The sequence below is a fragment of the Flaviramulus aquimarinus genome (assembly GCF_039543205.1).
Classification (GTDB): Bacteria; Bacteroidota; Bacteroidia; order Flavobacteriales; family Flavobacteriaceae; genus Flaviramulus_B; species Flaviramulus_B aquimarinus.
Genome location: NZ_BAABJH010000001.1, coordinates 632,849 through 657,667, shown reverse-complemented (window position 1 = coordinate 657,667; position 24,819 = coordinate 632,849). Strand labels below are relative to the sequence as shown.

Sequence of the window (24,819 nt, the reverse complement as noted above, 5' to 3'; positions counted from 1 at the left end):
TGAAGAGCGTGCTTTAATCAATCACTTTTTTGTGTTACAACCAAATTACTTTTTACTATTTTTGAAGTTGATAATAAAACTATGGAATACGCTAAAAATATACTAGAAACAATAGGTGACACACCGTTGGTGAAACTTAATAAATTAACCGAAGCATTGCCATGTTTAGTATTAGCAAAGTACGAAACCTTTAACCCTGGCAATTCCACAAAAGACAGAATGGCGCTTAAAATGATTGAGGATGCCGAAGCAGACGGACGCCTAAAACCAGGAGGAACTATCATAGAAGGAACTTCAGGAAACACAGGTATGGGTTTAGCCTTAGCAGCTATTGTAAAAGGATACAAATGTATTTTCGTGATTAGCGATAAACAATCCAAAGAAAAAATGGATATACTTAGAGCAGTTGGTGCTGAAGTGGTCGTATGTCCAACAGATGTTGATCCTACAGATCCACGGTCCTATTATTCTGTATCAAAACGATTAGGTGCAGAAACACCAAATTCTTGGTATGTTAATCAGTATGATAACCCAAGCAATGCCAAGGCACATTACGAAAGTACTGGTCCAGAAATTTGGAAACAAACCGATGGTAAAATTACTCATTTTGTAGTAGGAGTAGGAACAGGAGGAACTATTTCAGGGATTGGGAAATACTTAAAAGAACAAAATCCCAACATTAAAATTTGGGGAATAGACACTTATGGAAGTGTATTTAAAAAATATCACGAAACGGGTATTTTTGATGAAAACGAAATCTATCCTTATGTTACAGAAGGTATAGGCGAAGATATTTTGCCAGAAAACGTGGATTTTTCAATTATTGATGGGTTTACTAAAGTAACTGATAAAGATGCTGCTATTTACACACAACGTTTAGCAAAAGAAGAAGGTATGTTTTTAGGCAATTCGGCAGGAGCAGCTGTAAAAGGTCTATTGCAATTAAAAGCGCATTTCAAAAAAGAAGATGTCGTTGTCGTTTTGTTTCATGATCATGGTAGCCGCTACGTAGCCAAAATGTTTAATGATGACTGGATGAAGAAAATGGGCTACTATGATTAATAAATTATAGTACATCATCTCTATTTTCTAAAACCTACATAGCCGGTAAATATGGTATACCCATTTTTTAAACTATTTTTACTGTTTGTTTAATCAATTATAAACAAATCAGGGACCTAAATCCTAACAAGCTACTCGTAATAATCCAAATACTCTTATAAAATTTCTTAATGTTGTGTGTTATGGAATATGAACACGAATCAGAATTTCAGTCTGCCAAATTTGTCTTTGGAGAGGAACATTAGTGCTATTTGTGTATTCCTGTCCATTTTTTTAAAATTTTTTTAATAGTTGGGGTATATGATAGCTAGCAGGAATGGCTTAAATTTTCAAAATACATAAATATTATTTATGTATTTCATAAAAAATATAAATAAAAATATATGGGTTATATGAATTATCTTTGAGGTAAGAAAAAATAGTTAGTTTAGTTTAGTTAAATAGTTAGTTTGTTTTAGTCAAAATAAAATCCATGAAAAATATCATGGATTTTATTTATTAATAACAATACTATTGTTCTTTAAACTTATCAAATTCAGATTTCGATTCTAATTTTGGGAAACTATTATTTTTCATGTCTGTATCAGCAAATTCAAAATTAGGATCTAAATTTACCTTACTAACTTCTTTATCTTTAATAAATGTTTTTTTAACTTCATATTCATTTCTTCTCCAGATTTGAGCAGGTAAGATGTCTATTTCTGTAGAGCCATCTGTAAAAATCCATTCAATAGTAACTGGCATAATAAGACCACCAATATTTTTTATAGTAACCTCATAAATATTTTTACCGGATAACTGTTTGCGTATTTCAAGTTCATTTAATCGCGATAAAAACTGACCATATGCTGCAGCTGGAGTAGATGTCATAGTAATGGTTTCTGGGCCATTTGAAAAATCCTTTTCTTTAGCTTTTCCAATTCCTTCATTGGCTTTTATTTTTGTTTTGGAGGATTTGCTTTGGTCTTCAATATTGGAATTCTCTTCAAAAACGGTAAACCATTTTACATTGCTTAATTCCATGTCTACATGATCAGTAGTAAAAAACCAACCTCTATAAAACCAATCTAAATCAGTAGCACTAGCATCTTCTAAGGTTCTAAATAAATCAGCAGGATTAGGATGTTTATATTTCCATCGGTTGGCATATTCTTTAAAAGCTTCATCGAACAACTCTTTACCAATAATGGAATTTCTCAACATTTGTAATCCTACAGTAGGTTTAATATAAAAATTAGCCCCAAACTGAGAAAACAATTCAGTGTCAGAAGTAGTCATTACTGGGCGTAAAATACTCTTATCGCCACTCATAAAAGGGACTATGCTTTTTGGTGTTACGCTATTAAACTCAGGATAACGCTCTGCCACTGTTCTTTGATGTATAAAGGTGTTTAAACCTTCGTCCATCCACATCCATTTGCGTTCATCCGAACTCACAATCATTGGAAACCAATTGTGACCAACTTCATGAATAATAGTTCCAATCATACTTTGCTTTGCAGCATCACTTATTTTTCCATTAATAGGTCTTCCTCCATTAAAACTTATCATTGGAAATTCCATACCAATATTTGAAGTATTTACAGAAATACAAACAGGATAGGGATAATCAAAAGTGGCTTCCGAATACACTTCAAGTGCATGCATTATAGACTTCGTAGACTCTTCTTGCCATACAGGTAAGCCTTCTTTAGGGTATAATGACATGGCCATAACCGTATTGGTTGGCAGTTTAACGGCTTGTGCATCCCACATGAATTTTCTGGATGAAGCAAAAGCAAAATCCCTAACATTCTTAGCATGAAATTTCCACGTTTTTTGTTTTGTGGATTTTTGCTTTTCATTGGCTTCAGCTTCCTCTTTTGTAATAATCATTACAGGCTTATCAAAAGATTCTTTGGCAACCTCCATTCTTTTACGTTGTGTTTTGGTTAAAACAGCTTCGCTATTTTGAAGTTCACCTGTAGATGCCACAATATGATCTTCAGGTACCGTAATTTCAACTTCATAATTGCCAAACTCTAAAGCAAACTCTCCTAATTTTTGAAATTGCTGATTTTGCCAACCTTCCGTATCATTATAAACGGCCATTCTTGGAAACCAATGTGCAATAAGATAAACTGTATTGTCATCTTCAGGGAAATATTCATAACCTTCTCTTGACAATAAAAATAAACTTCGGTCTGTAATAGGATAAGACCAAGCTATGGATAGGGTAGTAGATTCACCAGATTTTAGAATGGTATTTAATTTCACCTTCATCATGGTGTTATTAACCATTGTTTTTATGTTGTTTCCGCTGGCATCTTTTACATATTTAATAGAATAACCAGCTGGAAAATCTATAGTTCTGGTAAGAAACTGCATTTGCCGAGTCGTCATGGAATCTTTCATGCTGTTTTTAATAGATCCAAAATCTTCATTGCCCTTTCTATTAACATTTTGCTCCAGTTGTATCCAGATATAGCTTAAATCGTCAGGGGAATTATTAAAATAGGTAATGGTTTCTTCTCCAGAAATGGTATTGTTAACTTCATTTAAAACCACTTTTATTTTATAATCTGCGCGCTGTTGCCAATATGCTTTTCCAGGGGCGCCGCTAGCGGAACGGTAAATGTTTGGTGGAGAAATCATGTTATCAATAGGTTCAAATTTACCTTGCCAGGGTTGGTTTTGTGAATAAGTGGTAGAAAACGAAAAAAGAACAAGGAATACTAAAGGGAGAAGTCGCATTGTTTTGAATTATTATTTGAATTAGTCACGCACAAGATAGCGAAACATTCGCACATTTTTTTAATAAATTCATCTTCAAGATTAAGTAAAGTTTATCATTATATGAAAAGAGAGAAAACAGAATAATTTTGTTGCTTTAGGAAGAAGGGTTCAGTACATTTGCATGCTTGAATATGAATACAATGTCCACGATTACGGATAAATATAAAATAAGTAACAATGAGTAAAAAGAAAATTGACCTAACATTTGATGTTTTAATAGAGATACCAAAAGGGAGTAGAAATAAATATGAGTACGATTTTACATTACATAAAATTCGTTTTGATAGAACATTGTTTTCATCTATGATGTATCCTGGTGATTATGGTTTTATCCCAGAGACTTTGGCTTTGGATCAAGATCCTTTAGATATCTTAGTTTTAGGTACGGAACCATCATATCCTATGGTAGTTATGGAAGTTAAACCAATTGGTGTTTTTCATATGGCTGATGAAAAAGGTCCTGATGAAAAAATTATTTGTGTACCAGTTTCGGATCCTGTGTGGAGTAAACGTAAAGATATTTTTGATTTAAACCCACATAGATTGAAGGAAATAGAACATTTTTTTCAAGTATATAAGGATTTGGAAGAAAAGAAAGTTGATGTTGGAGGATGGGGAGATGCTCAAGAAGCTGTAGATATTTACCATAAATGTGTAGCCCGTTATGATGCTAGCGAGCACAAGAAAAAGCGCACTTTTACTATCTAATTAGCATATTAATAATATATCGTCAAAAAATTGAACCATCTTTAAATTAAAGGTGGTTTTTTTTATCACTTATATTTTCCTATTTTAGGCTCCGTTAAAAAAAATAATTAATTTAAACTAACTAACTGAATATGGAATTAATAGTAAAGTTTTTACCGCTTTTTGGTGTCTTAGCCTTAGCGTTTGTATTTATTAAAAATGTATGGGTCTCTAAGCAAGATGTTGGAGATTCTAAAATGGCTAGAATTGCTAAAAATATATCCGATGGGGCCATGGCCTTTTTAAAAGCAGAATACAAAGTTTTAGCAATTTTTGTTGTTGCAGTAGCCGTTTTACTATATTTTAAAGGTAATGCAGAAGAAGGATCTAATGGAATGGTGGCTGTATCATTTATTGTTGGCGCTATCTGTTCTGCTTTAGCTGGATTTATTGGAATGAAGGTAGCAACCAAAGCTAATGTTAGAACAACACAAGCTGCTCGTAAATCTTTAGGAAGCGCATTAGAAGTTGCATTTGCAGGTGGAGCTGTTATGGGCTTGGGTGTTGTTGGCTTAGGTGTTTTAGGCCTTAGTGGTTTATTCATGATATATAGTGGACAAGGATGGGAAATAGGAGAAATTCTTAATGTGCTTTCTGGTTTTTCTTTAGGAGCATCATCTATTGCTTTGTTTGCACGTGTTGGTGGTGGTATTTATACCAAAGCTGCTGATGTTGGAGCAGATTTAGTTGGTAAAGTTGAAGCAGGTATTCCAGAAGATCATCCATTAAACCCAGCAACTATTGCAGATAATGTTGGTGATAATGTTGGTGATGTAGCTGGTATGGGCGCCGATTTATTTGAATCTTATGTTGGTTCTATTATAGGAACCATGGTTTTAGGTGCTATTTATGCAACATTACCAGAATTTCAAGATGCTTTTGATGGATTAGGAGCAGTGTATTTACCGTTAGTTCTTGCAGCAGTAGGCATTGTGATGTCCATTTTAGGAACATTTTTTGTACGAGTTAAAGATGGTGGAAACCCACAAACAGCATTGAACATTGGAGAATTTGGTTCAGCTGGTTTAATGTTAATCGCATCTTATTTTATAATTAATGAAATGTTGCCAGAATCTTGGGTTGATGCTGGAACAACTTATACAGCTATGGGTGTGTTTTGGGCAACCATTGCAGGTTTAGTAGCTGGTTTAGCAGTCGGTAAAATAACTGAATATTATACGGCAACGGGTAAGAAACCTGTAATGTCAATTGTAAAGCAATCAGAAACAGGAGCTGCAACAAATATTATTGCCGGCTTAGGTGTTGGTATGATGAGTACAGCTATTCCAATTTTGTTAATAGCTGCAGCAATAATGGTGTCTCATCATTTTGCAGGTTTATATGGTATCGCAATTGCTGCAGTTGGCATGTTAGCCAATACTGGTATACAATTAGCAGTTGATGCTTATGGTCCAATTTGTGATAATGCAGGAGGTATTGCTGAAATGGCAGAATTACCAAGTGAAGTTCGTGAGCGGACGGATAAATTAGATGCTGTTGGAAATACAACGGCTGCTATTGGTAAAGGATTCGCTATTGCTTCTGCAGCTTTAACAGCATTAGCATTATTTGCAGCGTTTATGAAAACAGCTAATGTAACGTCTATTGATGTTTCTAGACCAGATATTATGGCTGGATTATTAATAGGAGGTATGCTGCCGTTTGTGTTTTCAGCCTTATCGATGAATGCTGTAGGTCGTGCAGCAATGGCAATGATTGAAGAAGTACGGCGCCAATTTAGAGATATTCCTGAGCTTAAAGCTGCTCTAGGTATTATGAGAAAATATGATTCAGACATGTCGAAAGCAACTGAAGCAGATAGAGCTATTTTTGATGCTGCTGATGGAGTAGCAGATTACGGAAAATGTATTGATATTTCAACCAAAGCGTCTATAAAAGAGATGGTGTTTCCAGGCTTATTAGCTATTGTTGTTCCTGTATTAGTTGGTTTTGGAGGTCAATGGTTTGGTGTTGGTGGAGCAGAAATGTTAGGAGGCTTACTTGCTGGTGTAACAACTTGTGGAGTACTTATGGCTATTTTCCAGTCTAATGCTGGTGGTGCTTGGGATAATGCAAAGAAAACTATTGAAGAAGATGGTAGAAAAGGAACTGATACACATAAAGCTGCTGTTGTTGGTGATACCGTAGGTGACCCTTTTAAAGATACATCAGGGCCTTCATTAAATATATTATTGAAATTAATGTCTGTAGTCGCTTTAGTTATTGCACCTAGTATTGCATTGTCATCAGATGCTGTTACGGCTTATGTTTCAGAAGATGATAAAATTGAAGTAGTGAATAATATTTCAAAAGAAGTTAAAGTAGAAATGAATGATAATGAAGATGAAACTTTTAATGGAACAGAGGACGAAGTTAAAACTAATATTAACTCTTTAGAAAATATAACTAAAAACATTAAAGTAAGTATTTTAAAAAACGAAGACGACTGCTAATATGATTTTATAAAATGATTTAAAAAACCACGCCAAGGCGTGGTTTTTTTGTTTTAATAAATCTTAGACTTTTCATTTAGTATAGAAATATCTTCTATATTAATCTTAAGAATATACCAATCTTCCATGTTTTCAACAATTCCCTTTAATTCAGAAGGTTTACCTATATAGGATAGAATGTCATTATTAATGGCATTGCCTTTTAAATCGGTTAATAAAAAGTATTGCGACATGTTATTATTGTCTGTAGTTGCTAAAACTGGTGGAATACCACCTGAAATACAACGTACCGCACAACTTCTATGTATTTTTCCTTTTCCAGGTTTCATAACACCAAAGTAACATTTGGGGTCTATAATTTCTCCTTGTAAAGTTATTTGACTAATAATTTCTTTCGAAGGTATTTTTGTTTTTGAATCATTATCTAAAGTCACTTTTTCATCATCAGTTATTTGAATGAGTGTCTTTCCGTTATAATAAATCAAGTTACCTTCAATACTTAATGTTTTTCCGTTTAAATCCTTAATCTCATTTCGTAATTTTTTTAAAAACGGATTAGCACTTGATTTTCCAAAGCCTAAAAGCAAAATGTTTTTATAGCTATTTTTAGCTATTTTCACTTTTAGCATAGGGTATGGGTTTTCATGAAATACTCCGGTAATTTTAGTTGTACTGGTTAGTTCGAATGCACTATTCTTAAAAGGTTTTTGAGAAAAACTAAAAATAAAACCACTTACAATGATTAATAAAATGGCACCTATTACAAACCGTTTTAGCGTTTTTTTTGTTTTTTTTCCTAAACTACCTTCTATATAAGGGACATAAAATTCATCATTATTCTTCATGATTTAGTAATTACAAGGTTTAACTTCAGTGCCTTCTTCAAAAGCCTTAGGGTTTATGTAGACTGTTTTATCTATTAATTTTAATTCATAAGTAGCAACTTTTTCAGTAAAGGGAGGTGGTGATTGTCCATTTGCTGGTAAATATTGATATCCGTGCCAAGGACATGTAATGCAGCCATCAATAATTTTGCCCTCACCTAATGGACCCCCTTGATGTTTACAGACATTATGAATAGCGGATAGTTTTCCATCGTATTTAAAAATCGCAACACGTTCATTTTCAATAGTAAATATTTTAGCTCTGTCTTCTTCAATTTCAGAAATACCACAGACTTTTAACCAGTTGTTTTTACTTTTTGCTTTAGCGTTATCAATCTTACTTTCTTTAAATGCAGTGATTACATGAAAGCTTGCAACTATTACAAAGCCTACTATCATAATACCAATAGTAAACGGTGAGGTTTCTTGCTGAAAGGCGCCCAAAAACACATGTGCAATAATTAAAATATAGGCAATATAAACCATCATGTGCAAGCGTTTCCAGGTCTTTGCAGATAGGTTAGCTAGAAAAAAATCATGACTAGTAGATGCCATTATAAATAGGATTAATAATGCCAAAAAACCTAAAACTTGAAATGGAAAATTAGTTAAAGAAGTATAATCCATATTTGATGTAAAAATAGAATATATTGGGTTTGTATCGCCCAAGGCATGAAATTGAAATATTGAGAATCCGCCATGAATAAAAGCCGCAATAAACATGCTTACTCCTAAATGTCTTCGATTATATAATATGGGTAAAAAACCTGTGTTTAACCTTGCTAATGGACCAATAACTAAAATAATATGTAACATAATAATAGCTAATGAACCAAATGCTCTAATGACAAGGGTTTCAATACTCGTTTCTGAATTGAATATAAGGGTTACAACGGCAAACAAAATAATATATAATAGCATAGTTAATGCTATTATTTTGTCATACCTTTTCTTGTGTTTGTTCCAAAGAACTAATTGATAATCTAATCCCATTAAAATTGAAGTTTAGTTATTTCTACATGTTTTAAATCATCATAAAGAATAATGCCTTTCGGTAGATTATTAATATTGAATTTATATATCCCAGCCGTTGTTAATTGCCCTATAGCGTTTCCTTTACTTCCGTCATTATTTAATTCATAAACTATAGACGTTGGGTGTTTTAAGGTTTTTTTCAATATAGCGTCTATCGAGTTTTTGTAAAGTGCTATTTTTAGGATATCATTTTCTATGGTCTTTAGATGATTTTTTTTAGACGGTTCAATACTAGAAACAGTATTGTTATCTGAAGAAAAAACATTTAAATCTTTAATAGATAAAAAGATAATCACAGGTACTATGATTATTAATAGCAACCAAATATATTTATGGGCTTTTCGTAATCCTGAAGTCATAATTAAGCCGTTTTAGATTTAAACAATTTCACAATTAAAAAAGGCCAAGTAACTATTACTCCTGGTAGTAATAAAAATCGAACTCTCTTTTTTGTATCCTGCATCAAGGGGTCTATTTTTGTTGCACCTTTAATGATGAAATACAATGCGAATAGTAAACCTATAATGAAATAGATTCCTAAGATTCCTAAAAAAATATTAATAATTAATTCCATTAAAAGTTATTTTAAACCTGCAAAATTTACTCCAGATAAGTGGTGCATGTCTCTATCGAATGTAGATAAATCGTCGTGATTAAATTTTGATATATTATCATAACCACAAGAACGGGCTACAACTTTTATTAAATCATTAGTTGCACTAAAATAATTATGCAATTGTTTTGCAGATTCTTGGATAATTATGCGACTACGCAACGATTCCTTTTGAGTTGCAATACCTACAGGGCAGTTATTGCTACCACAAGCTCGCATGCCTAAACAGCCTATGGCTTGTAATGCCGAATTGGATACGGCAATGGCATCTGCTCCTAGCATTAAGGCTTTAGCAAAATCTTCTGCAATACGTAGGCCTCCAGTAATTATCAAGGTAACGTGGGTTGCGCCAACTTTATCTAAATAGGTTCTGGCTCTTGCTAAAGCAGGAATGGTAGGGACATTAATATTATCTCTTAAAATGGTCGGCGCAGAACCTGTTCCGCCACCACGGCCATCTAAAATAATGTAATCTACTCCAGCATCTAATGCAAATTGAATATCTTTTTCAATATGACTAGCTGCAATTTTAAACCCTATGGGAATACCTCCAGTACGTGCTCTTACTTTATCCCCAAAATCTTTAAAATCTTGTGCTGTATGAAAGTTGGGGTTTGCGGCTGGCGAAATGGCTGTTTCTCCTTCATTTAGCCCTCTGACTTCAGCAATTTCCTTACTGACTTTATTGCCCGGTAAATGTCCGCCTGTTCCTGTTTTAGCACCTTGTCCACCTTTAAAATGAAAAGCTTGAACATTATCTAATTTATCCCATGAAAACCCAAACTGTGCAGATGCTAATTCATAAAAATATTTTGAATTATTAGCTTGTTCTTCTGGTAGTACACCACCCTCACCAGAACAAATACCTGTGCCAGACAGTTCGGCTCCTTTGGATAAAGCTATTTTTGCTTCACGAGATAGCGCGCCAAAACTCATATCACTTACAAAGATCGGCATATCTAGTGTTAACGGTTTTTTAGCTTTTGGACCTATGACGACTTTAGTCGTTACATCTTCATGGTCTAGTAAAGGTCTAGATGCTAATTGTGCTGGTAAAAATTGAATATCATTCCATTTGGGTAAGGCGTTTCTATCCACGCCCATAGAGGCAGAAAAGCCGTGGTGACCAAGGTTTTTTAATCCATTTTTTGCGAGTTCCTTTATGTAAAGGGTGTATGGTTCTGTGTCTTCGGGGTGTGTATCGGCGTAGGCACCTAAATAGTCTTCACGATTAAAAGGTTGTGGACTATTTTCTAAATAGGCGTCGATTTCAAATTCATCGACCATTAAATCATCACCTTCAATTTTGGTAGAGAATTTATGTAGTACTTCTTTGTTATTATATTCAGAAACACCAGAATCTACTCTGTAATCCCACCCATGAACACCACAAATAAGATTGTGACCATCAATGTGACCGTCTGACATTAGGGCCCCTCGATGTAAACATCTTCCATAAAGTACAGAGATGTCTTCATTAAATTTTACAATCACTAAATCTAATCCGTTTACAAGCGCATGAATGGGTTGTTTATTTTCTAATGTGCTTACTTGAGCTATTACTACTGGTTTCTTCATGTTTTTATGTATGTTGTTTTTGTTAGTTGATATTAGAATTGTGTTAAACCCCTAATAGTTACTTTGTAATCCAGAACACTCTTTTTTAATAAACGAGAATCTATATAAATAAAAAAAATAGGGATTGTTGATTGTTTTTTAGCTAGTCTCTACGCTACTAAAGTTACAACCTTTGGACGAAAAAAAATAGAACTCATTACAAATGTCCCGTTTTGTATTGAAAATGTATGGTTTGTTAGGAATCGGAATATATATTGAAAACGCTTTCAAATAAAACATTGAAGTGCTACTAAAGTTATTTTACTTCAGTTAAAATACTTTAAAATAATCCATTAATTTCAGCATCAATGGTGTTAATGATGCTTCCTAAATCTTCAGGGTTGTCTACAAAGTCTAGATTATCAACATCTACGATAACCAATTTCCCTTTGTTATATCCGTGAATCCAGGCTTCGTAACGTTCATTTAATCGACTTAAATAGTCAATACTAATAGAATTTTCGTAATCACGACCACGCTTATGTATTTGTGACACCAGGTTTGGAATGGAGCTTCTTAGATAAATTAGTAAATCTGGACCTTGAACTAAAGATTCCATTAAATCAAAGAGTGATTTGTAATTCTCAAAATCACGATTTGTCATTAAGCCCATAGCATGCAAATTGGGTGCGAAAATATGGGCGTCTTCATAAATAGTCCGATCTTGAATAATCTCTTTTCCACTTTGGCGAATTTGCAAAACTTGGCGAAACCTACTATTTAAAAAGTATACTTGTAGATTAAAACTCCAACGTTCCATCTGATTGTAAAAATCATCCAAATATGGGTTGTCTACAACGTCTTCTAGTTGTGCCTCCCATTTATAATGTTTTGCTAATAATTTGGTAAGCGTTGTTTTTCCAGCGCCAATATTTCCGGCAATAGCAATGTGCATGATTTTTAGTTAGTTTTTAGTTGGAATTGGTATAAGGTTTCATTGTCGTAAATATACAAGGTTTCATTGGTTACAAAAAACTGATTTATCAACAAATTTGATGTTTTGATTGGACGTGGTGAATCACTGTTTTTATTCAAATAAAGAAGTGTGTTTTCTTTTTTTAGAATAATGTTTTCATTGTTTTCAATCAACGATGTATAACCTTCGTTTTTTGTTTTTTTGACAAGACTACCAAAGTAATTATATGTATAGATATAGTTTTTAGTCAGTAACCAACAGTAGTTGTAATTACTTTTTAAGTCTAAAACAGTACTTTGAACGGGAACAGTTTGTGCTCGAGTTGTTCTTGTTTTGTAATCAAAAAGTTCTAATTTCTGTAGATCTTGGTTAAATATCCATAAGGTATTGTCATGACCTGTAGACACATGTGAGATGTTTTTATAGGTGTCAAGCGTATTAAAATCAATTTTAAATATTTCTGCTAACCTATTATCAAGAATAACAATGGTATTGAAATCTTTATAAAAAAGATTAATTTTTAAAGGGTTAAAGGCATTGGCAGAATAGAGGTTTCCTAATTGTAAATTGTTATAGGTTATGGTTGTATTTACGTCTTGTTTGTTGAAAACATTGTTATTTATATAGTAGGTTGTCCCAAAATTATCAACGGAAACAAGTGTTTCAACATCTAAGTTTAACTTTTTTACTAAGGAAGCTTCAACTGATTCTTGAGCAAGTATTGAGTAGGAAAAAAGAAATAAAATAAAAATTACGTATTTCATATTGGATTGAAAAGTACAAAAATCAAACCACATTTCAGCAAATTAACTTGTAACCAAAACCTCGAACGTTTATTATTTGAATAGTATCATCTAAATTTAGTTTTTTTCTGAGTTTGGTAATAAATACATCCATACTCCGTGCACTAAAGAAATCATCATTTCCCCAAAGTTTATTCAAAATTAATGACCTGTCTAAAACTTGATTCTTATTTTTTATAAGGTGAAATAATAAATGTGCTTCGCGATGGGTTAGCTGAATTTTTTCTTCGTTTTTATATTGAAGTGTTTGTTTTGGAAAATTAAAGGTATAGTGGCTAATGTGTGTTATTTCTGAATGTTTTTGTTCTTTTGTTCTGTTAAGAAGATTATTGATTCTTACAATTAATTCCTCCATACTAAAGGGCTTTTTTAAATAATCATTTCCGCCAATGGTAAAGCCTTCAACCACATCTTGGGTTTGCGATTTTGCTGTTAAAAAAATAATAGGGATAGTGTCATCTACTTCACGAATTTCTTTAGCTAATGTAAATCCATCTTTTTTTGGCATCATAACATCTAAAACCAATAATTCTGGAGATTTATTTTTATAAACTTCAAAAGCTTTTTCCCCGTTCTCACATAGCAATACTTTAAAATTTCGGGTTTCTAAACTTTCTTTTATGATTACTCCTAAGGCAGGTTCATCTTCAGCTAAAAGTATGGTTATATGCTTATTCATTTGGCAATGTTATTTTAAAAGTTGTAAGCTTATTATTTAAACTTAAATGAATAGTGCCTCCGTGTTTTTCAGCAATTTTTTTGGTGTAATAAAGTCCTATTCCAAATCCTTTAATGTCATGTGTATTTCCTTTTGGAATCCGATAAAACTTCTCGAAAATTTTATCTTTATTGACTTTTGTAAGCGTATTTCCGTTATCAGAAATAGATACAGTAAATGCAGACGGATTTTGCGATAAGTTTACGCTAATAGTATCGCCACCATATTTAATAGCATTATCCAGAATGTTATTGATAGCATTTTCAAAATGAAAGACATCAATATTGGCCATAATATGCTTGGAAGGTGTGTTAAAAGTAATGGTTCTATTTTCAGTGTGCATGCTATGTTTTTCAACAATAGCATGAAATATATCTACGATGTTATATGGTTCTTTAACCAATTCTAAATTTTCACTATCTAAAGTGGCTGTTTCTAATAATTTTTCAACCATTATATTAAGTTTAGACAATTGATTGTTAGATATGTCTAAATAAGTTTTGGTTTTTTCCTTATTATCAATAGCATTAAAACTTTTAATACTTTCAATAGCAACACCAATAGTAGCAATTGGCGTTTTAAATTCATGAGTTATATTACTGATTAAATCATTCTTTATTTCTGCTAATTGCTTCTGTTCTCTTATAATTTTTAAAAGGTAAAAGAGACAACTTATTACAGCTAAAACTAGTAGCGTAGAAATAAGAATACTAAATAAAATACGCTTTAATATAATTTTGGTTTCGTTAGTAAAATGTATTACTAGATAACTATGTTTAGGAAGATAATTAGATTTTGAAGTCAGTATTAATCCATCATCACCTAAAGGAGTGTAGCTAGTATTTATAATGTTGTCCAAATCATTTTTATATGATAAATTAAAATCTATATCTAATTGTTTTCTTTTTAAATCTCGTTTTACAAGGCTATCTATCTTGCTTAATTTTAAGGAGTCGCTTGTCATTGAAATTAACACCTTAGAAGTTAGCGTTTTCAAATCAAATAAATGGGAACTATCTAAAACAGAATCAAAATGTTTTTTTAAAACAATCTTATTAGAATGCCATTCGCTTTCCGAATTATCAATTATAATACGTTTAATTATAGTATTTGTGTTTGATTTTTTTAATGCGATATCTTCATTGATCTCAATGTCTAACGAGTCACCTTTTAAAGTTCTATTACTAAAAACGGTTACATTATTAATGATACTATCTAACTTACTTTCTTTAGAAAACAAGTTCTTCTCATCCCCATTAAAGGCAAATGCCAATGTGTTTGTTTCAGCTAAATCTGCAAAGTAAGTTTCTACGGCATTATCCAAACTTAATTGGACATCGTTTATTAATTGCTGTTTATTAGAAAGGTAGTTTTTATAATTCCAATACACTTGAACGCATATGGTAGCAAGTATAACAATGGTTATAAGGTAAAATATCCATCTATATTTTATGGCTTTCATATGTCAAAAGTAAAAGTAAAAATGGTATAAAACCAATTGCTTAACACTCGTTAACACTCATTAACTATAATATTTTAAAAGGATTGTCATTTTTGTACTGTTAAACATTAAATCAGTTAAAAAATGAAACAGACAATTATAGTATTATTTGCTTTCTTATTTATAAACGGATTAGCAGCACAAAATTTCCAAGGCATTGCCACATATAAAACAAAACGCAAAGTGGATTTGAAGTTAGATAGTACACAAGTAAATTCTGAAATGTATCAGCGTATGCTCAAAATGTTAGAAAAAAGGTTTGAAAGGACTTTTCTTTTAACCTTTAATAAAGAAGCATCTGTTTATAAAGAAGAAGAGCAGTTGGAAGCTCCACAACCAAGCGGTATGCGTATGATGGTTGTAAATGCAGGTGGTTCTGATATTTTGTATAAAAACATTAAGGAAAATAGATTCGCTTCTCAAAATGAAGTTTTTGGTAAAATATTTTTGGTTAAGGACGCCCTTGAGAAGTTGGATTGGACACTTGAAAATGAAACAAAAAATATTGGAGATTATACATGTTATAAAGCTACTAGAAAACGTATGGTAGAAGTTGTTGAAAGCGGAATTAGCTTTAATGGCGATAAAGATATAAACGCTAAAGCTGACAAAGAACCTGAATTTGAAGAGGTTACAATAACTGCTTGGTATACGCCCCAAATTCCTGTAAACAGCGGTCCAGCAAGATATTATGGATTACCTGGTTTAATTCTAGAAGTTAATGACGGTCAAGAAACCATTATTTGCAGTAAAATTATATTAAACCCTAAGCAGGCGATAAGTATAAATGAACCTAGTAAAGGAAAAGAAGTTTCTCAAGAAAGTTTTGAAGCTATTGTAGAAAAGAAAGTTAAGGAAGAGCAAGAACGTTATGAACATAATCGTGAAGGTGATGGAGAAAGAATTGAAATTAGGGTAGGCGGTTAATCAATCAAAAAACATATTTAATGAATAAATTAGTTTTTATAATGCTACTGTTTGTTGCTAATTTAACGATTGCTCAAGTAAAATTAGAAGGTGTTGTTAAAGACAGTATAGGAACACCACTCGAGTTGGCAAACGTTATTGCTATAAACCAAGACACTCAAAAATTAGATTCTTATGGTATTACAAACTCAGATGGACGTTATACGTTATCCATAGAAAAAAACACCAATTATAAAATACAAGTAAGTTATATCGGTACTAAAACAGCCCAAGCAGATGTAAAAGTTTCTGATTTAGATATTACAAAAGATTTTACTCTTGAATATGACAATACTTTAGATGAAGTAGAATTAGTTTACGAAATGCCAGTAACCATAAAAGGCGATACTATTGTTTATAATGCCGATTCATTTACATCTGGAACAGAACGAAAATTAGGCGATATACTAAACAAATTACCAGGTGTTGAGGTTAATGATGATGGTGAAATAGAAGTTGAAGGAAAAACTGTAGGTAAGGTTATGGTAGAAGGAAAAGATTTTTTTGATGGCGATTCAAAATTAGCAACCCAAAACATACCAGCTAATGCTGTTGATAAAGTTGAAGTGCTTAAAAATTATGCAGAAGTTGGGCAGTTAAGAGGTGTTACTAATAATCAAGATAATATTGCAATAAATATAAAACTCAAAGAAGGTAAAAAGAATTTTTGGTTTGGGAATGTAACTATAGGAGCAGGAGTTTCTGAAGAAAACACCTTGTATTTGGTACAACCTAAATTATTTTATTATAGTCCCGAATATAGTATCAACGCTATTGGCGATTTAAATAATATAGGCGAAATAGCGTTTACACGTCGTGATTATTTTAATTTTACTGGCGGTTTTAGAAGCCCAAGTAGGCGTAGTGGTACTAATATTGATTTAGGAAGTAATAATTTAGGTTTTTTAACCCTTCAAAATGACAGAGCAAAAGGTATAAATACTAAGTTTGGAGCTGTAAACTTTAGTTATGCACCCAAAAAAATTTTAGACTTAAGTGGTTTTGCTATTTTTTTAAGCAACAGAACCGATTTGCAAGAAATTAGCGATGTACAGTTTTTAAATGATTCATCAAGAGATGAAAACAAAGCAAGCAATACAAAACAATATAGCGATTTAGCCATGATGAAATTTAGTGCTAAGTACAAACCAAATAGTAATAATCAATTGGATTATGATGTGTTGGCAAGAATTTCTAAAGAATCGCAGAATCAACATGTATTGTCATCCCAAGTTGGTGAGATAAACGAATTAGAAAGTGCTACACCTTATAGTTTTAATCAAAATTTAAATTATTATTACACACTAAACGATACTAATATTTTTGCTTTAGAAGTGCAACATTTGTTGCAGGATGAAGACCCTTTTTACACCGCTATTTTAGAAAATAATCCTTTAAATAATGATAATGCATTAGATGACCCCAATAACCCAAGAGATGCCTATGATGATACCGCAGCTAATTTGGGGTTAAACCGAGAACAATTAACATATTATATTAATCAAGATAAACGTGTAAAATCAAACCAAATAGATGCTAAATTCGATTATTGGAATATTCTTAATAAAAAAAGTGATATCAATTTTACATTAGGAACCATTTATAGCCGACAAGATTTTGATTCCAACATTTTTCAATTTTTAGATGATAATTCAAAATTTGAACCTAAGCCAACAATAAATGATGGTATAGGTACCAATACTATTGGTTATACATTTAACGATTTGTACTTAGGCCTACACTATAGATTAAAATCAGGGATTTTTACATTTACACCTGGGGTTTCAGGACATATGTATAGTGCAAAAAACAAACAGTTTAATGTACACTATAAGGACAATTTTTTCAGACTCTTGCCAGATTTTAACATGCGTATGCAATTAAAAAAGAACGAACAAATTATTTTCGATTACAGTATGCAAACGCGTTTTACAGATGTAAATCAATTGGCTAGAGGTTTGATTTTGAATAATTACGGAGCAGTTTTCTCTGGGAATCAAGAATTGGAGAGTGCGTTGTCTCACAACTTAAACCTATCGTATTTTAGTTTTAATATGTTTAATTATACTAATGTAACAGCTATACTTAATTATAGTAAAACGGTAAATAGAATTAGAACCAGTTCTGAACTTCCTGAAGGTAGTGTTATTAGAGTTAGTTCGTCTATCAATTCTACTTTAGCAGATGAAAGCGCCAGTGCCAATGGCCGTTTTCAAAAAACAATTGGAAAGTTTAGAGGCACATTAAATACCCGTTTAAATTATACTAAGTTTAATCAGGTGGTTAATGGGCAAACCTTAGTAAATAAAAATTACTCACAAACTTACGGCACCCAATTACGAACCAATTTTAGAAATGCGCCAAATTTTGAAATTGGATACCAATATACCATTCAAGATAATGACCAAGGCGAGCGTAGAACAAAATTTTTTACCAAGGCTCCTTCAGTAGCGTTTGATGTGCTTATTTTTAAATCATTTACATTTAAAACAGACTATTCATATACTAATTTTAGCGATAATAATCGGACCATTAACTCTTATGACTTTTGGGATGCCTCATTATCTTATAAAAAACGTAAAGGTAGTAAGTGGGAGTATGAAATAAAAGCAACTAACTTGTTAGATACAAAATCGCAAAACAGTAGTAATATAGGTGACATTTCAGTAAGTGCTACAGCGTACTTTATTCAACCCCGTTTTTTAACATTCAGATTACGGTATGAGTTGTGATATCTTTGATGTCACTCTGAACACATGTCGAGATTTAATAATGAAAGGTCTAGTCATTTCGACATTAGGAGAAATTACATAAATTATTAAGAATTAAATGATATGTGATGCTTCAATTGCACCCATTCGACATGACAAGCTTGTTAAAATTTTTATTTTTTCAAAATCAAATTCCTTGAAATCAATTCTTTAATAATATCCTTTACGTTTATAGTTCTTTTCTTTTGATAAATTAAGAAACAATAATATATTTACGGTCAGTTTAGGGGAGATACTCAAGCGGCCAACGAGGGCAGACTGTAAATCTGCTGACTACGTCTTCGCAGGTTCGAATCCTGCTCTCCCCACTTAACTCGAAAAGTCTGCTTTAGCAGGCTTTTTTGTTTTAAAGGAAAGCCCAAAATCTTTTTTAGGGCTTTCCTTTAAAACAAAAATGTTAAGCAGTGATAACAGCGTTACTTTTCATTTTCACGAGTGGGGAACTAGGATATTCAATCCTACTTTTTATTCTTAACCGTGTCCTTTATTATTCTCACATTTTGAGCCTAAATGGCAAAAATATTTAATTTACTTGCAGTTAGTACTTCGTAAATAATTATATTTCGGATTTTTTACAAAAGTGTAAATTTTAAAGCAACATACCATGAAGAAGATTTTGTGCTATTTTTTGTTTTACCCCATTTTTCTGTCGGCTCAAATCAATGAAAGCGATTCACTTAAATTAAAGGCAAATCTGTCTGTAACTGGATTTTGGCAAAGTGGCAATGTAGAAACCTTGATTTTTAGAGCAAAATCGGATGTGGCTGTTAAACCTTGGAAAAAGTGGGTTTTTAAAACCAAAAACTCATACGTTTATCAAGCATTTGATAAGGATAAAGCTGATGAGGATATATTAAGTCTTAACTTTTTATATTTTAATCCTGATCGCAAATTATATCCGTTTGTATTGGGTTTTGTAAGTACTAATTTTAGAAGGGAAATTGATGTGCGTTATCTGTTTGGTACAGGTATAACTTATCAACTTTTGAATCATAAAAAACGCTGGCTTAAATTTTCGATTTCTGGTGAATATGAAGAAACAGACTATTTTAAAACAACCTTTAACCGTTCAGAATATAATGGAAACCGGTCTATCAATACCTTTCGTGGTACGTTGTGGATAAATGGTAAATATCATTTATTCAAAGATAAAATGATTTTAAGTCATGAGAGTTATTATCAACCTTCTCTGGAAAAAGGGGATAATTACCGTTGGCAGGCTGATATTGGTTTAGAGCTGCCCGTTTGGAAGTTTTTAAATTTTAAAATAAACTACCTTCATACTATCGAAAGTTTAGTAGTCGTAGACCAAAAACAAGAGGATCAATTTTTAACTTTTGGGCTTACTCTTAAAAGTTATTGATTAGATAGAGGAGCCAAATTTCAATCAACCCTCCAAAAAAAGATAAATCTTCATCTAAAACAAAACCTTCCCGTTGATATAAATGCTGAGCAGGATTTGTTTTTTCAGTTTGAATAATTAAGCCTTTATAACCTTTTTCTTTACAAAGGGCTTTAGCTTTATTAATTAAAGCAGCACCAATATTTTTATTGCGGAAATGAGCATTTAAATATAAATCATTTAGTACATACATAGGTTACATGCTTACTGAAGAAAACAAAAAGTAGAGTTGTATAAAACCCACAGAAATAGCATTGATATAGGCTATATAGATTACAGAATCTTGTTTTGTAAGATGTTCTTTTAAAAAATCATGGACAGATTGCTGGTCAGATGCTTGTCTGTAAAAAACACGATAACCATCAAAAAGTGGAACGAAATCATTTAAGTGTTTTGTGGTGGCTTGTATTATGTTCATAAAAAAAACCTATAATGGGAAATTACAGATTTTTTTTATGAATTTATAGTTGTAAACTAAAATTTAAGCCTTTTTCTGCTTATTAATTTCGTCTTGTAATTGGCGTCTCACTTTTTGTTCGCGTTCTAAAGCGGTTCTTCTGTGTTCATCAAACTCTTCTTCAATTTCAGCTAAGTTATGTTTAGCTTCTCTAGTAATGGCATTACTGTTTTTAAACTTGTAAATAAATAAAATAAGAAGCGCTAATAAACCACCAATAATAGACCACATAAGCACATTGTAGTTTGTTTTACTCATTTGCATGCCAAACAAAGCCATGTTGTTTTTCTCTTCGTTGGTTTTATCTAAATTGGTTTGCGTATTAGATAAATTGGCTTTTAAATCCAAAATTTCTTTAGCTTGTGTTTTAACAACAGCTTGCGTTTCGGCAAGATTTCTATGAACTGTTTTTAAAGAATCAATGGTATGCGCTCTTAAAGTTAAAAACATGCTGCGTTTTACGGCTTCATACGGTTGTCCGTTGGTTCCTTTAAAATTACCGGATTTTTTAAGAATATATTCAAATTGATTATCAATAGTGCCTTTATATAGAGACAATTGGTTATCCTCTTGTTTTTTTTGAGAAAATGATGAAAAACTAATTAAGCAGGTAAATACTATTAAAAATAAAGATTTGATAGGATTCATTTTTTAATGGATTTTAATTGGTTGTATTTGGTATGCGAATTTATAAAATATTGTTTATTAATTGATTATAAATCATTAAAAAGCCTCATAATAATGAGGCTAGTGTATATACGTTTGTATTTTTAATTTAGATTACGGTATTTTAATAATACGTGTAACGTCTAACTTTAGCAATGTATTTTGCAAGTCTGATAACTTGGTGGCTGTAACCATACTCATTATCATACCAAATGTAAAGCAATACATTTTTACCATCTTTGCGTACAATAGTGGCCTTACTATCATAAATGGATGGGGCAGAACTACCAACAATATCGCTAGAAACGAGTTCATCGCTCAGCTCGTATTTAATTTGTTCTACCAAATCGCCCTCTAAAGCATATTTCTTTAAAATAGTATTAATGCCATCTATGGACGTTTTGTTTTTTAACTCTAAGTTAAGAATAGCCAAGGAACCGTTTGGCACCGGAACACGAATGGCATTTGATGTTAATTTACCTTCTAAACTAGGTAAGGCCTTTGCAACAGCACTTCCTGCACCAGTTTCGGTGATGACCATATTTAATCCAGCTGCTCTACCACGACGGTATTTTTTATGAAAATTATCAACCAAATTTTGGTCGTTTGTATAAGCATGAATAGTTTCTAAGTGACCACTTTTTACACCAAAAGAATCTTCCATAGCTTTTAAAACAGGTGTTATAGCATTGGTGGTACAAGAAGCGGCAGAAAATATATCAACTTTATCTGGATTATGTTCTTTATGATTAACACCATGAACAATATTAGGAACTTCTTTTCCGGGAGCTGTTAATAAAACTTTATCGATGCCTTTAGATTTTAAATGTCTGCTTAAGGCTTTTTTATCTCTAAAAGCACCTGTATTATCTATAACTAAAGCATTGTTTATGTTGAATTTTGTATAATCAATATCTTCAGGTGCATTGGCTGAAATTATATTTACTGTAGTACCATTAATAATTAAAGCCTTGTTTTTTACATCGACAGATACTGTGCCTGGAAAATCACCATGAACGGAATCATTACGTAAAAGCGATGCTCTTTTTTCAAGTATTTGAGCATCTATGGCACCACGAGTAACAATGGCTCTTAAACGCAATTGGCTACCTTTTCCAGTGCGTACCATGAGTTCACGTGCTACTAATCTACCAATTCTACCAAATCCATAAAGGATAACATCTTTAGGAGCAATATCTCCATTTTTACTAGCATCACTTAATCTACTTGCAACAAAAGCAGTAGCATTATTGTACTTGTTGTCTTCTAATTGATATTCGTAGGTTAATTTTCCAATATCTAATTTTGCAGGTGGTATGTCAAGCGCTTTAATTGCTTGAGCAATTTCTACAGAATCGAAAATAGAAATTGGTTTTTGTACAAATTTACCAGCATACTCATGCAAGTTTAAAATCTGACTAACATTTCTATCAATTAGCTGATTTCTGAAAATTACCAACTCGATAGATTTGTCATACCATAAGTCACTTATAATTTTAATAAATTCGACAGTCGCTTTTCGACGGTCTGCTTGAAAGGCTAATTCTTTTTCATAAGTTTTGTTAGAACCCATAGCGTAAATAATTTAGTTTGATTTTGAAAATTTTGGCAAAATTACCATATTTCAAACGTTTTCGTAGCGTAATTTAACAAAAAAATAACCCTTCAAAATTTAAAACTTTAAAGGGTTTAAAAACTCGGTTTAAATACTGTTTTTATCTAAAAATGACCTCTTTTTTCTCTTTTCTATTATTTATATATTCTAACTTTTTAATGTTTTCTAGAGTATCATCACCATACTGTTCTTTTAATTTTGAAATATCCTCAATAGATTCAACTTTAATATCATTAATTCCAGTAATAATATAACCTTCAGAAATTCCCAGATTTGAATACAGCCATTTGTTTTCTGTTTTTTTGACCATCACGCCATAATTAATATCATATTTTTCTTTAAAAGATTCTGTTAAATCCTGTAATTCCATTTTCATGAAGTTAACAGAGAAAATATCCGTTTTGCTAAGTTTTACAGCAAATGATTTTAATTTATTATCTCTAAATATTTCAACATTAACAATATCATTAGGACGTTTAGCCTTTATGTAACCGCTTAAATCTTCGAATTTGGAAATCTCAATGTTATCTAATTTTTTAATAACGTCACCGCTTTTAATCCCCGCTTTTTCAGCACCTGAGTTTTTAGTAACTTCATTCACAAATACACCTTCCGTATAAGTAACACCAATTTCTTCTGCTACATCACTAGTTAAAGTGCCGCCACGAATGCCCAACACACCATTTTGCACATTGCCATACTCCATAATATCTTCGATTACTTTTCTAGCAATATTACTTGGAACTGCAAAAGAATAACCAATATATGATCCCGTTTGCGAGGTTATTGCAGTGTTTATGCCAATTAACTCACCATTCGTATTCACTAAGGCACCACCAGAGTTACCAGGGTTTACAGCGGCATCAGTTTGAATGAATGATTGTGAACTTCGTCCTGTTAAATCTCTTGATTTGGCACTAATAATCCCAGCAGTTACCGTTGAGGTTAAATTAAACGGATTGCCAACGGCTAAAACCCATTCGCCAATTTGTACAGTATCGGAATCGCCAAAGGTTACGTATGGTAAAGCTTCGTCAGACTCAATTTTTAAAAGGGCAATGTCAGTTTTTGGGTCTGTTCCAATAATTTCAGCGGTATACGTTTTATTGTTGTTTAAGGTTACCGATAGTTCATGTGCATTTTTGATGACATGGTTATTTGTAATAATATATCCATCGGCATTAATAATGACCCCAGAGCCAGTTCCCATTTGTGCCCGTTGCGAACTTCTACCAGAAAACAAATCTTGTAAGGTCATTTGCCCAGAGCTCAAGGTGACATTTTTTACGTGCACTACGGCATGAACTGTGTTTTCTGCTGCCGCAGTAAAATCTGTGTTTTCTGCAGCGTTTAATAAAGTGGTTACATTACTAGTTGGCAAAAAGGTAGGGTTTTCCTTGTTTTGTAGAATTACAGTGTTGTCTTCTTTTTCTAAAAAGAGTTTGTATGTACCTAAAGTAATTATACCACCTAACACAGAAACGAATACTAATGTTAAAATCTTCTTCATATTATTGTTTTTGTTTGAAAAATTATTTTCAATCTGTTTAACGTTTAAAATTAATTATTTATTGAAAGGTGTATTCGGTTTTAACGATTTTTAACGTCTATTTTAACGATGATTTAACAATCCTAAAATTAAAACAACCTCGACTTTTTTGAGTCGATGTTTCCATTGAAATTTGTCATTCTCTTGACAACGGGAAACTAATAAAGAATCTTATTTTTTAATCAAAATTTAAAGATAAAATATATAAATATTCATATAAATGTGTTTGGAATATTTTACCTTCAAGAAATTCTTTATTTATATATTTG

Annotated in this window: 20 protein-coding genes and 1 tRNA gene; 7 read left to right on the top strand and 14 right to left on the bottom strand. The window is 32.1% G+C overall.

What is annotated here, in order from left to right:
- The first annotated feature begins 81 nt into the window (after positions 1-81).
- Complete coding sequence (locus tag ABD941_RS02940; protein WP_345272537.1) at positions 82-1,062, top strand: PLP-dependent cysteine synthase family protein; 981 nt, start codon at positions 82-84, stop codon at positions 1,060-1,062.
- A gap of 510 nt (positions 1,063-1,572) precedes the next feature.
- Here the strand turns inward: ABD941_RS02940 and ABD941_RS02935 are convergent.
- Positions 1,573-3,795 (bottom strand): M1 family metallopeptidase, encoded by a 2,223-nt coding sequence (locus tag ABD941_RS02935; RefSeq protein WP_345272535.1) that lies wholly within the window; start codon positions 3,793-3,795, stop codon positions 1,573-1,575.
- Between the two features lie 219 nt (positions 3,796-4,014).
- Between ABD941_RS02935 and ABD941_RS02930 the strand changes: the two genes are divergently transcribed.
- Positions 4,015-4,545, top strand: coding sequence for an inorganic diphosphatase (locus ABD941_RS02930; protein ID WP_345272534.1), 531 nt, complete (start codon positions 4,015-4,017; stop codon positions 4,543-4,545).
- Positions 4,546-4,676: 131 nt separating this feature from the next.
- A complete protein-coding gene (locus tag ABD941_RS02925; protein ID WP_345272533.1) occupies positions 4,677-7,037 on the top strand; it encodes a sodium-translocating pyrophosphatase in 2,361 nt (786 codons plus the stop codon).
- 53 nt (positions 7,038-7,090) lie between these two features.
- Here ABD941_RS02925 and ABD941_RS02920 read toward each other — a convergent pair whose 3' ends face one another.
- The 8 genes from ABD941_RS02920 to ABD941_RS02885 all read right to left on the bottom strand — a co-directional run bounded on the left by ABD941_RS02920 (position 7,091) and on the right by ABD941_RS02885 (position 15,085).
- Positions 7,091-7,882, bottom strand: a complete 792-nt coding sequence (locus ABD941_RS02920) for a hypothetical protein (protein WP_345272532.1) — start codon at positions 7,880-7,882, stop codon at positions 7,091-7,093.
- 3 nt (positions 7,883-7,885) lie between these two features.
- Positions 7,886-8,914, bottom strand: coding sequence for a Rieske 2Fe-2S domain-containing protein (locus tag ABD941_RS02915; RefSeq protein WP_345272531.1), 1,029 nt, complete (start codon positions 8,912-8,914; stop codon positions 7,886-7,888).
- Positions 8,914-9,315 carry a hypothetical protein gene (locus tag ABD941_RS02910; protein ID WP_345272529.1) on the bottom strand — a complete coding sequence of 134 codons (402 nt, stop codon included), beginning with the start codon at positions 9,313-9,315 and terminating at the stop codon, positions 8,914-8,916. The genes ABD941_RS02915 and ABD941_RS02910 overlap by 1 nt, the downstream gene beginning before the upstream one ends.
- A gap of 221 nt (positions 9,316-9,536) precedes the next feature.
- Positions 9,537-11,147, bottom strand: coding sequence for a glutamate synthase-related protein (locus ABD941_RS02905; protein WP_345272528.1), 1,611 nt, complete (start codon positions 11,145-11,147; stop codon positions 9,537-9,539).
- A gap of 319 nt (positions 11,148-11,466) precedes the next feature.
- Positions 11,467-12,081 carry a deoxynucleoside kinase gene (locus ABD941_RS02900; RefSeq protein WP_345272527.1) on the bottom strand — a complete coding sequence of 205 codons (615 nt, stop codon included), beginning with the start codon at positions 12,079-12,081 and terminating at the stop codon, positions 11,467-11,469.
- A gap of 5 nt (positions 12,082-12,086) precedes the next feature.
- Entirely contained in the window at positions 12,087-12,866 is a 780-nt protein-coding gene (locus ABD941_RS02895; RefSeq protein WP_345272526.1) for a hypothetical protein, read from the bottom strand.
- Positions 12,867-12,900: 34 nt separating this feature from the next.
- Positions 12,901-13,584 carry a response regulator transcription factor gene (locus ABD941_RS02890; RefSeq protein ID WP_345272524.1) on the bottom strand — a complete coding sequence of 228 codons (684 nt, stop codon included), beginning with the start codon at positions 13,582-13,584 and terminating at the stop codon, positions 12,901-12,903.
- Positions 13,577-15,085, bottom strand: a complete 1,509-nt coding sequence (locus tag ABD941_RS02885; RefSeq protein WP_345272523.1) for a sensor histidine kinase — start codon at positions 15,083-15,085, stop codon at positions 13,577-13,579. Before ABD941_RS02885 ends, ABD941_RS02890 begins: the two co-directional genes overlap by 8 nt.
- Before the next feature lie 123 nt (positions 15,086-15,208).
- Here ABD941_RS02885 and ABD941_RS02880 point away from each other — a divergent pair, with 123 nt between their 5' ends.
- The 4 genes from ABD941_RS02880 to ABD941_RS02865 all read left to right on the top strand — a co-directional run bounded on the left by ABD941_RS02880 (position 15,209) and on the right by ABD941_RS02865 (position 20,224).
- Positions 15,209-16,051, top strand: coding sequence for a GLPGLI family protein (locus tag ABD941_RS02880; RefSeq protein WP_345272522.1), 843 nt, complete (start codon positions 15,209-15,211; stop codon positions 16,049-16,051).
- Between the two features lie 20 nt (positions 16,052-16,071).
- Positions 16,072-18,822, top strand: a complete 2,751-nt coding sequence (locus tag ABD941_RS02875; protein ID WP_345272521.1) for a carboxypeptidase regulatory-like domain-containing protein — start codon at positions 16,072-16,074, stop codon at positions 18,820-18,822.
- A 265-nt stretch (positions 18,823-19,087) separates the two neighbouring features.
- Positions 19,088-19,169, top strand: a tRNA-Tyr gene (locus ABD941_RS02870).
- 296 nt (positions 19,170-19,465) lie between these two features.
- A complete protein-coding gene (locus ABD941_RS02865; protein ID WP_345272519.1) occupies positions 19,466-20,224 on the top strand; it encodes a DUF481 domain-containing protein in 759 nt (252 codons plus the stop codon).
- Here the strand turns inward: ABD941_RS02865 and ABD941_RS02860 are convergent.
- The 5 genes from ABD941_RS02860 to ABD941_RS02840 form a co-directional block, all read right to left on the bottom strand.
- On the bottom strand, positions 20,211-20,456 hold the full coding sequence (locus ABD941_RS02860) for a GNAT family N-acetyltransferase (RefSeq protein ID WP_345272518.1): 246 nt from the start codon (positions 20,454-20,456) through the stop codon (positions 20,211-20,213). The genes ABD941_RS02865 and ABD941_RS02860 overlap by 14 nt on opposite strands.
- A gap of 3 nt (positions 20,457-20,459) precedes the next feature.
- Positions 20,460-20,681 carry a hypothetical protein gene (locus tag ABD941_RS02855; protein ID WP_345272517.1) on the bottom strand — a complete coding sequence of 74 codons (222 nt, stop codon included), beginning with the start codon at positions 20,679-20,681 and terminating at the stop codon, positions 20,460-20,462.
- 63 nt (positions 20,682-20,744) lie between these two features.
- Positions 20,745-21,368 (bottom strand): tRNA (guanine-N1)-methyltransferase, encoded by a 624-nt coding sequence (locus ABD941_RS02850; protein ID WP_345272516.1) that lies wholly within the window; start codon positions 21,366-21,368, stop codon positions 20,745-20,747.
- 142 nt (positions 21,369-21,510) lie between these two features.
- On the bottom strand, positions 21,511-22,959 hold the full coding sequence (locus ABD941_RS02845; protein ID WP_345272514.1) for a glyceraldehyde-3-phosphate dehydrogenase: 1,449 nt from the start codon (positions 22,957-22,959) through the stop codon (positions 21,511-21,513).
- Between the two features lie 142 nt (positions 22,960-23,101).
- Positions 23,102-24,511 (bottom strand): trypsin-like peptidase domain-containing protein, encoded by a 1,410-nt coding sequence (locus ABD941_RS02840; protein ID WP_345272513.1) that lies wholly within the window; start codon positions 24,509-24,511, stop codon positions 23,102-23,104.
- Positions 24,512-24,819: the final 308 nt, after the last annotated feature.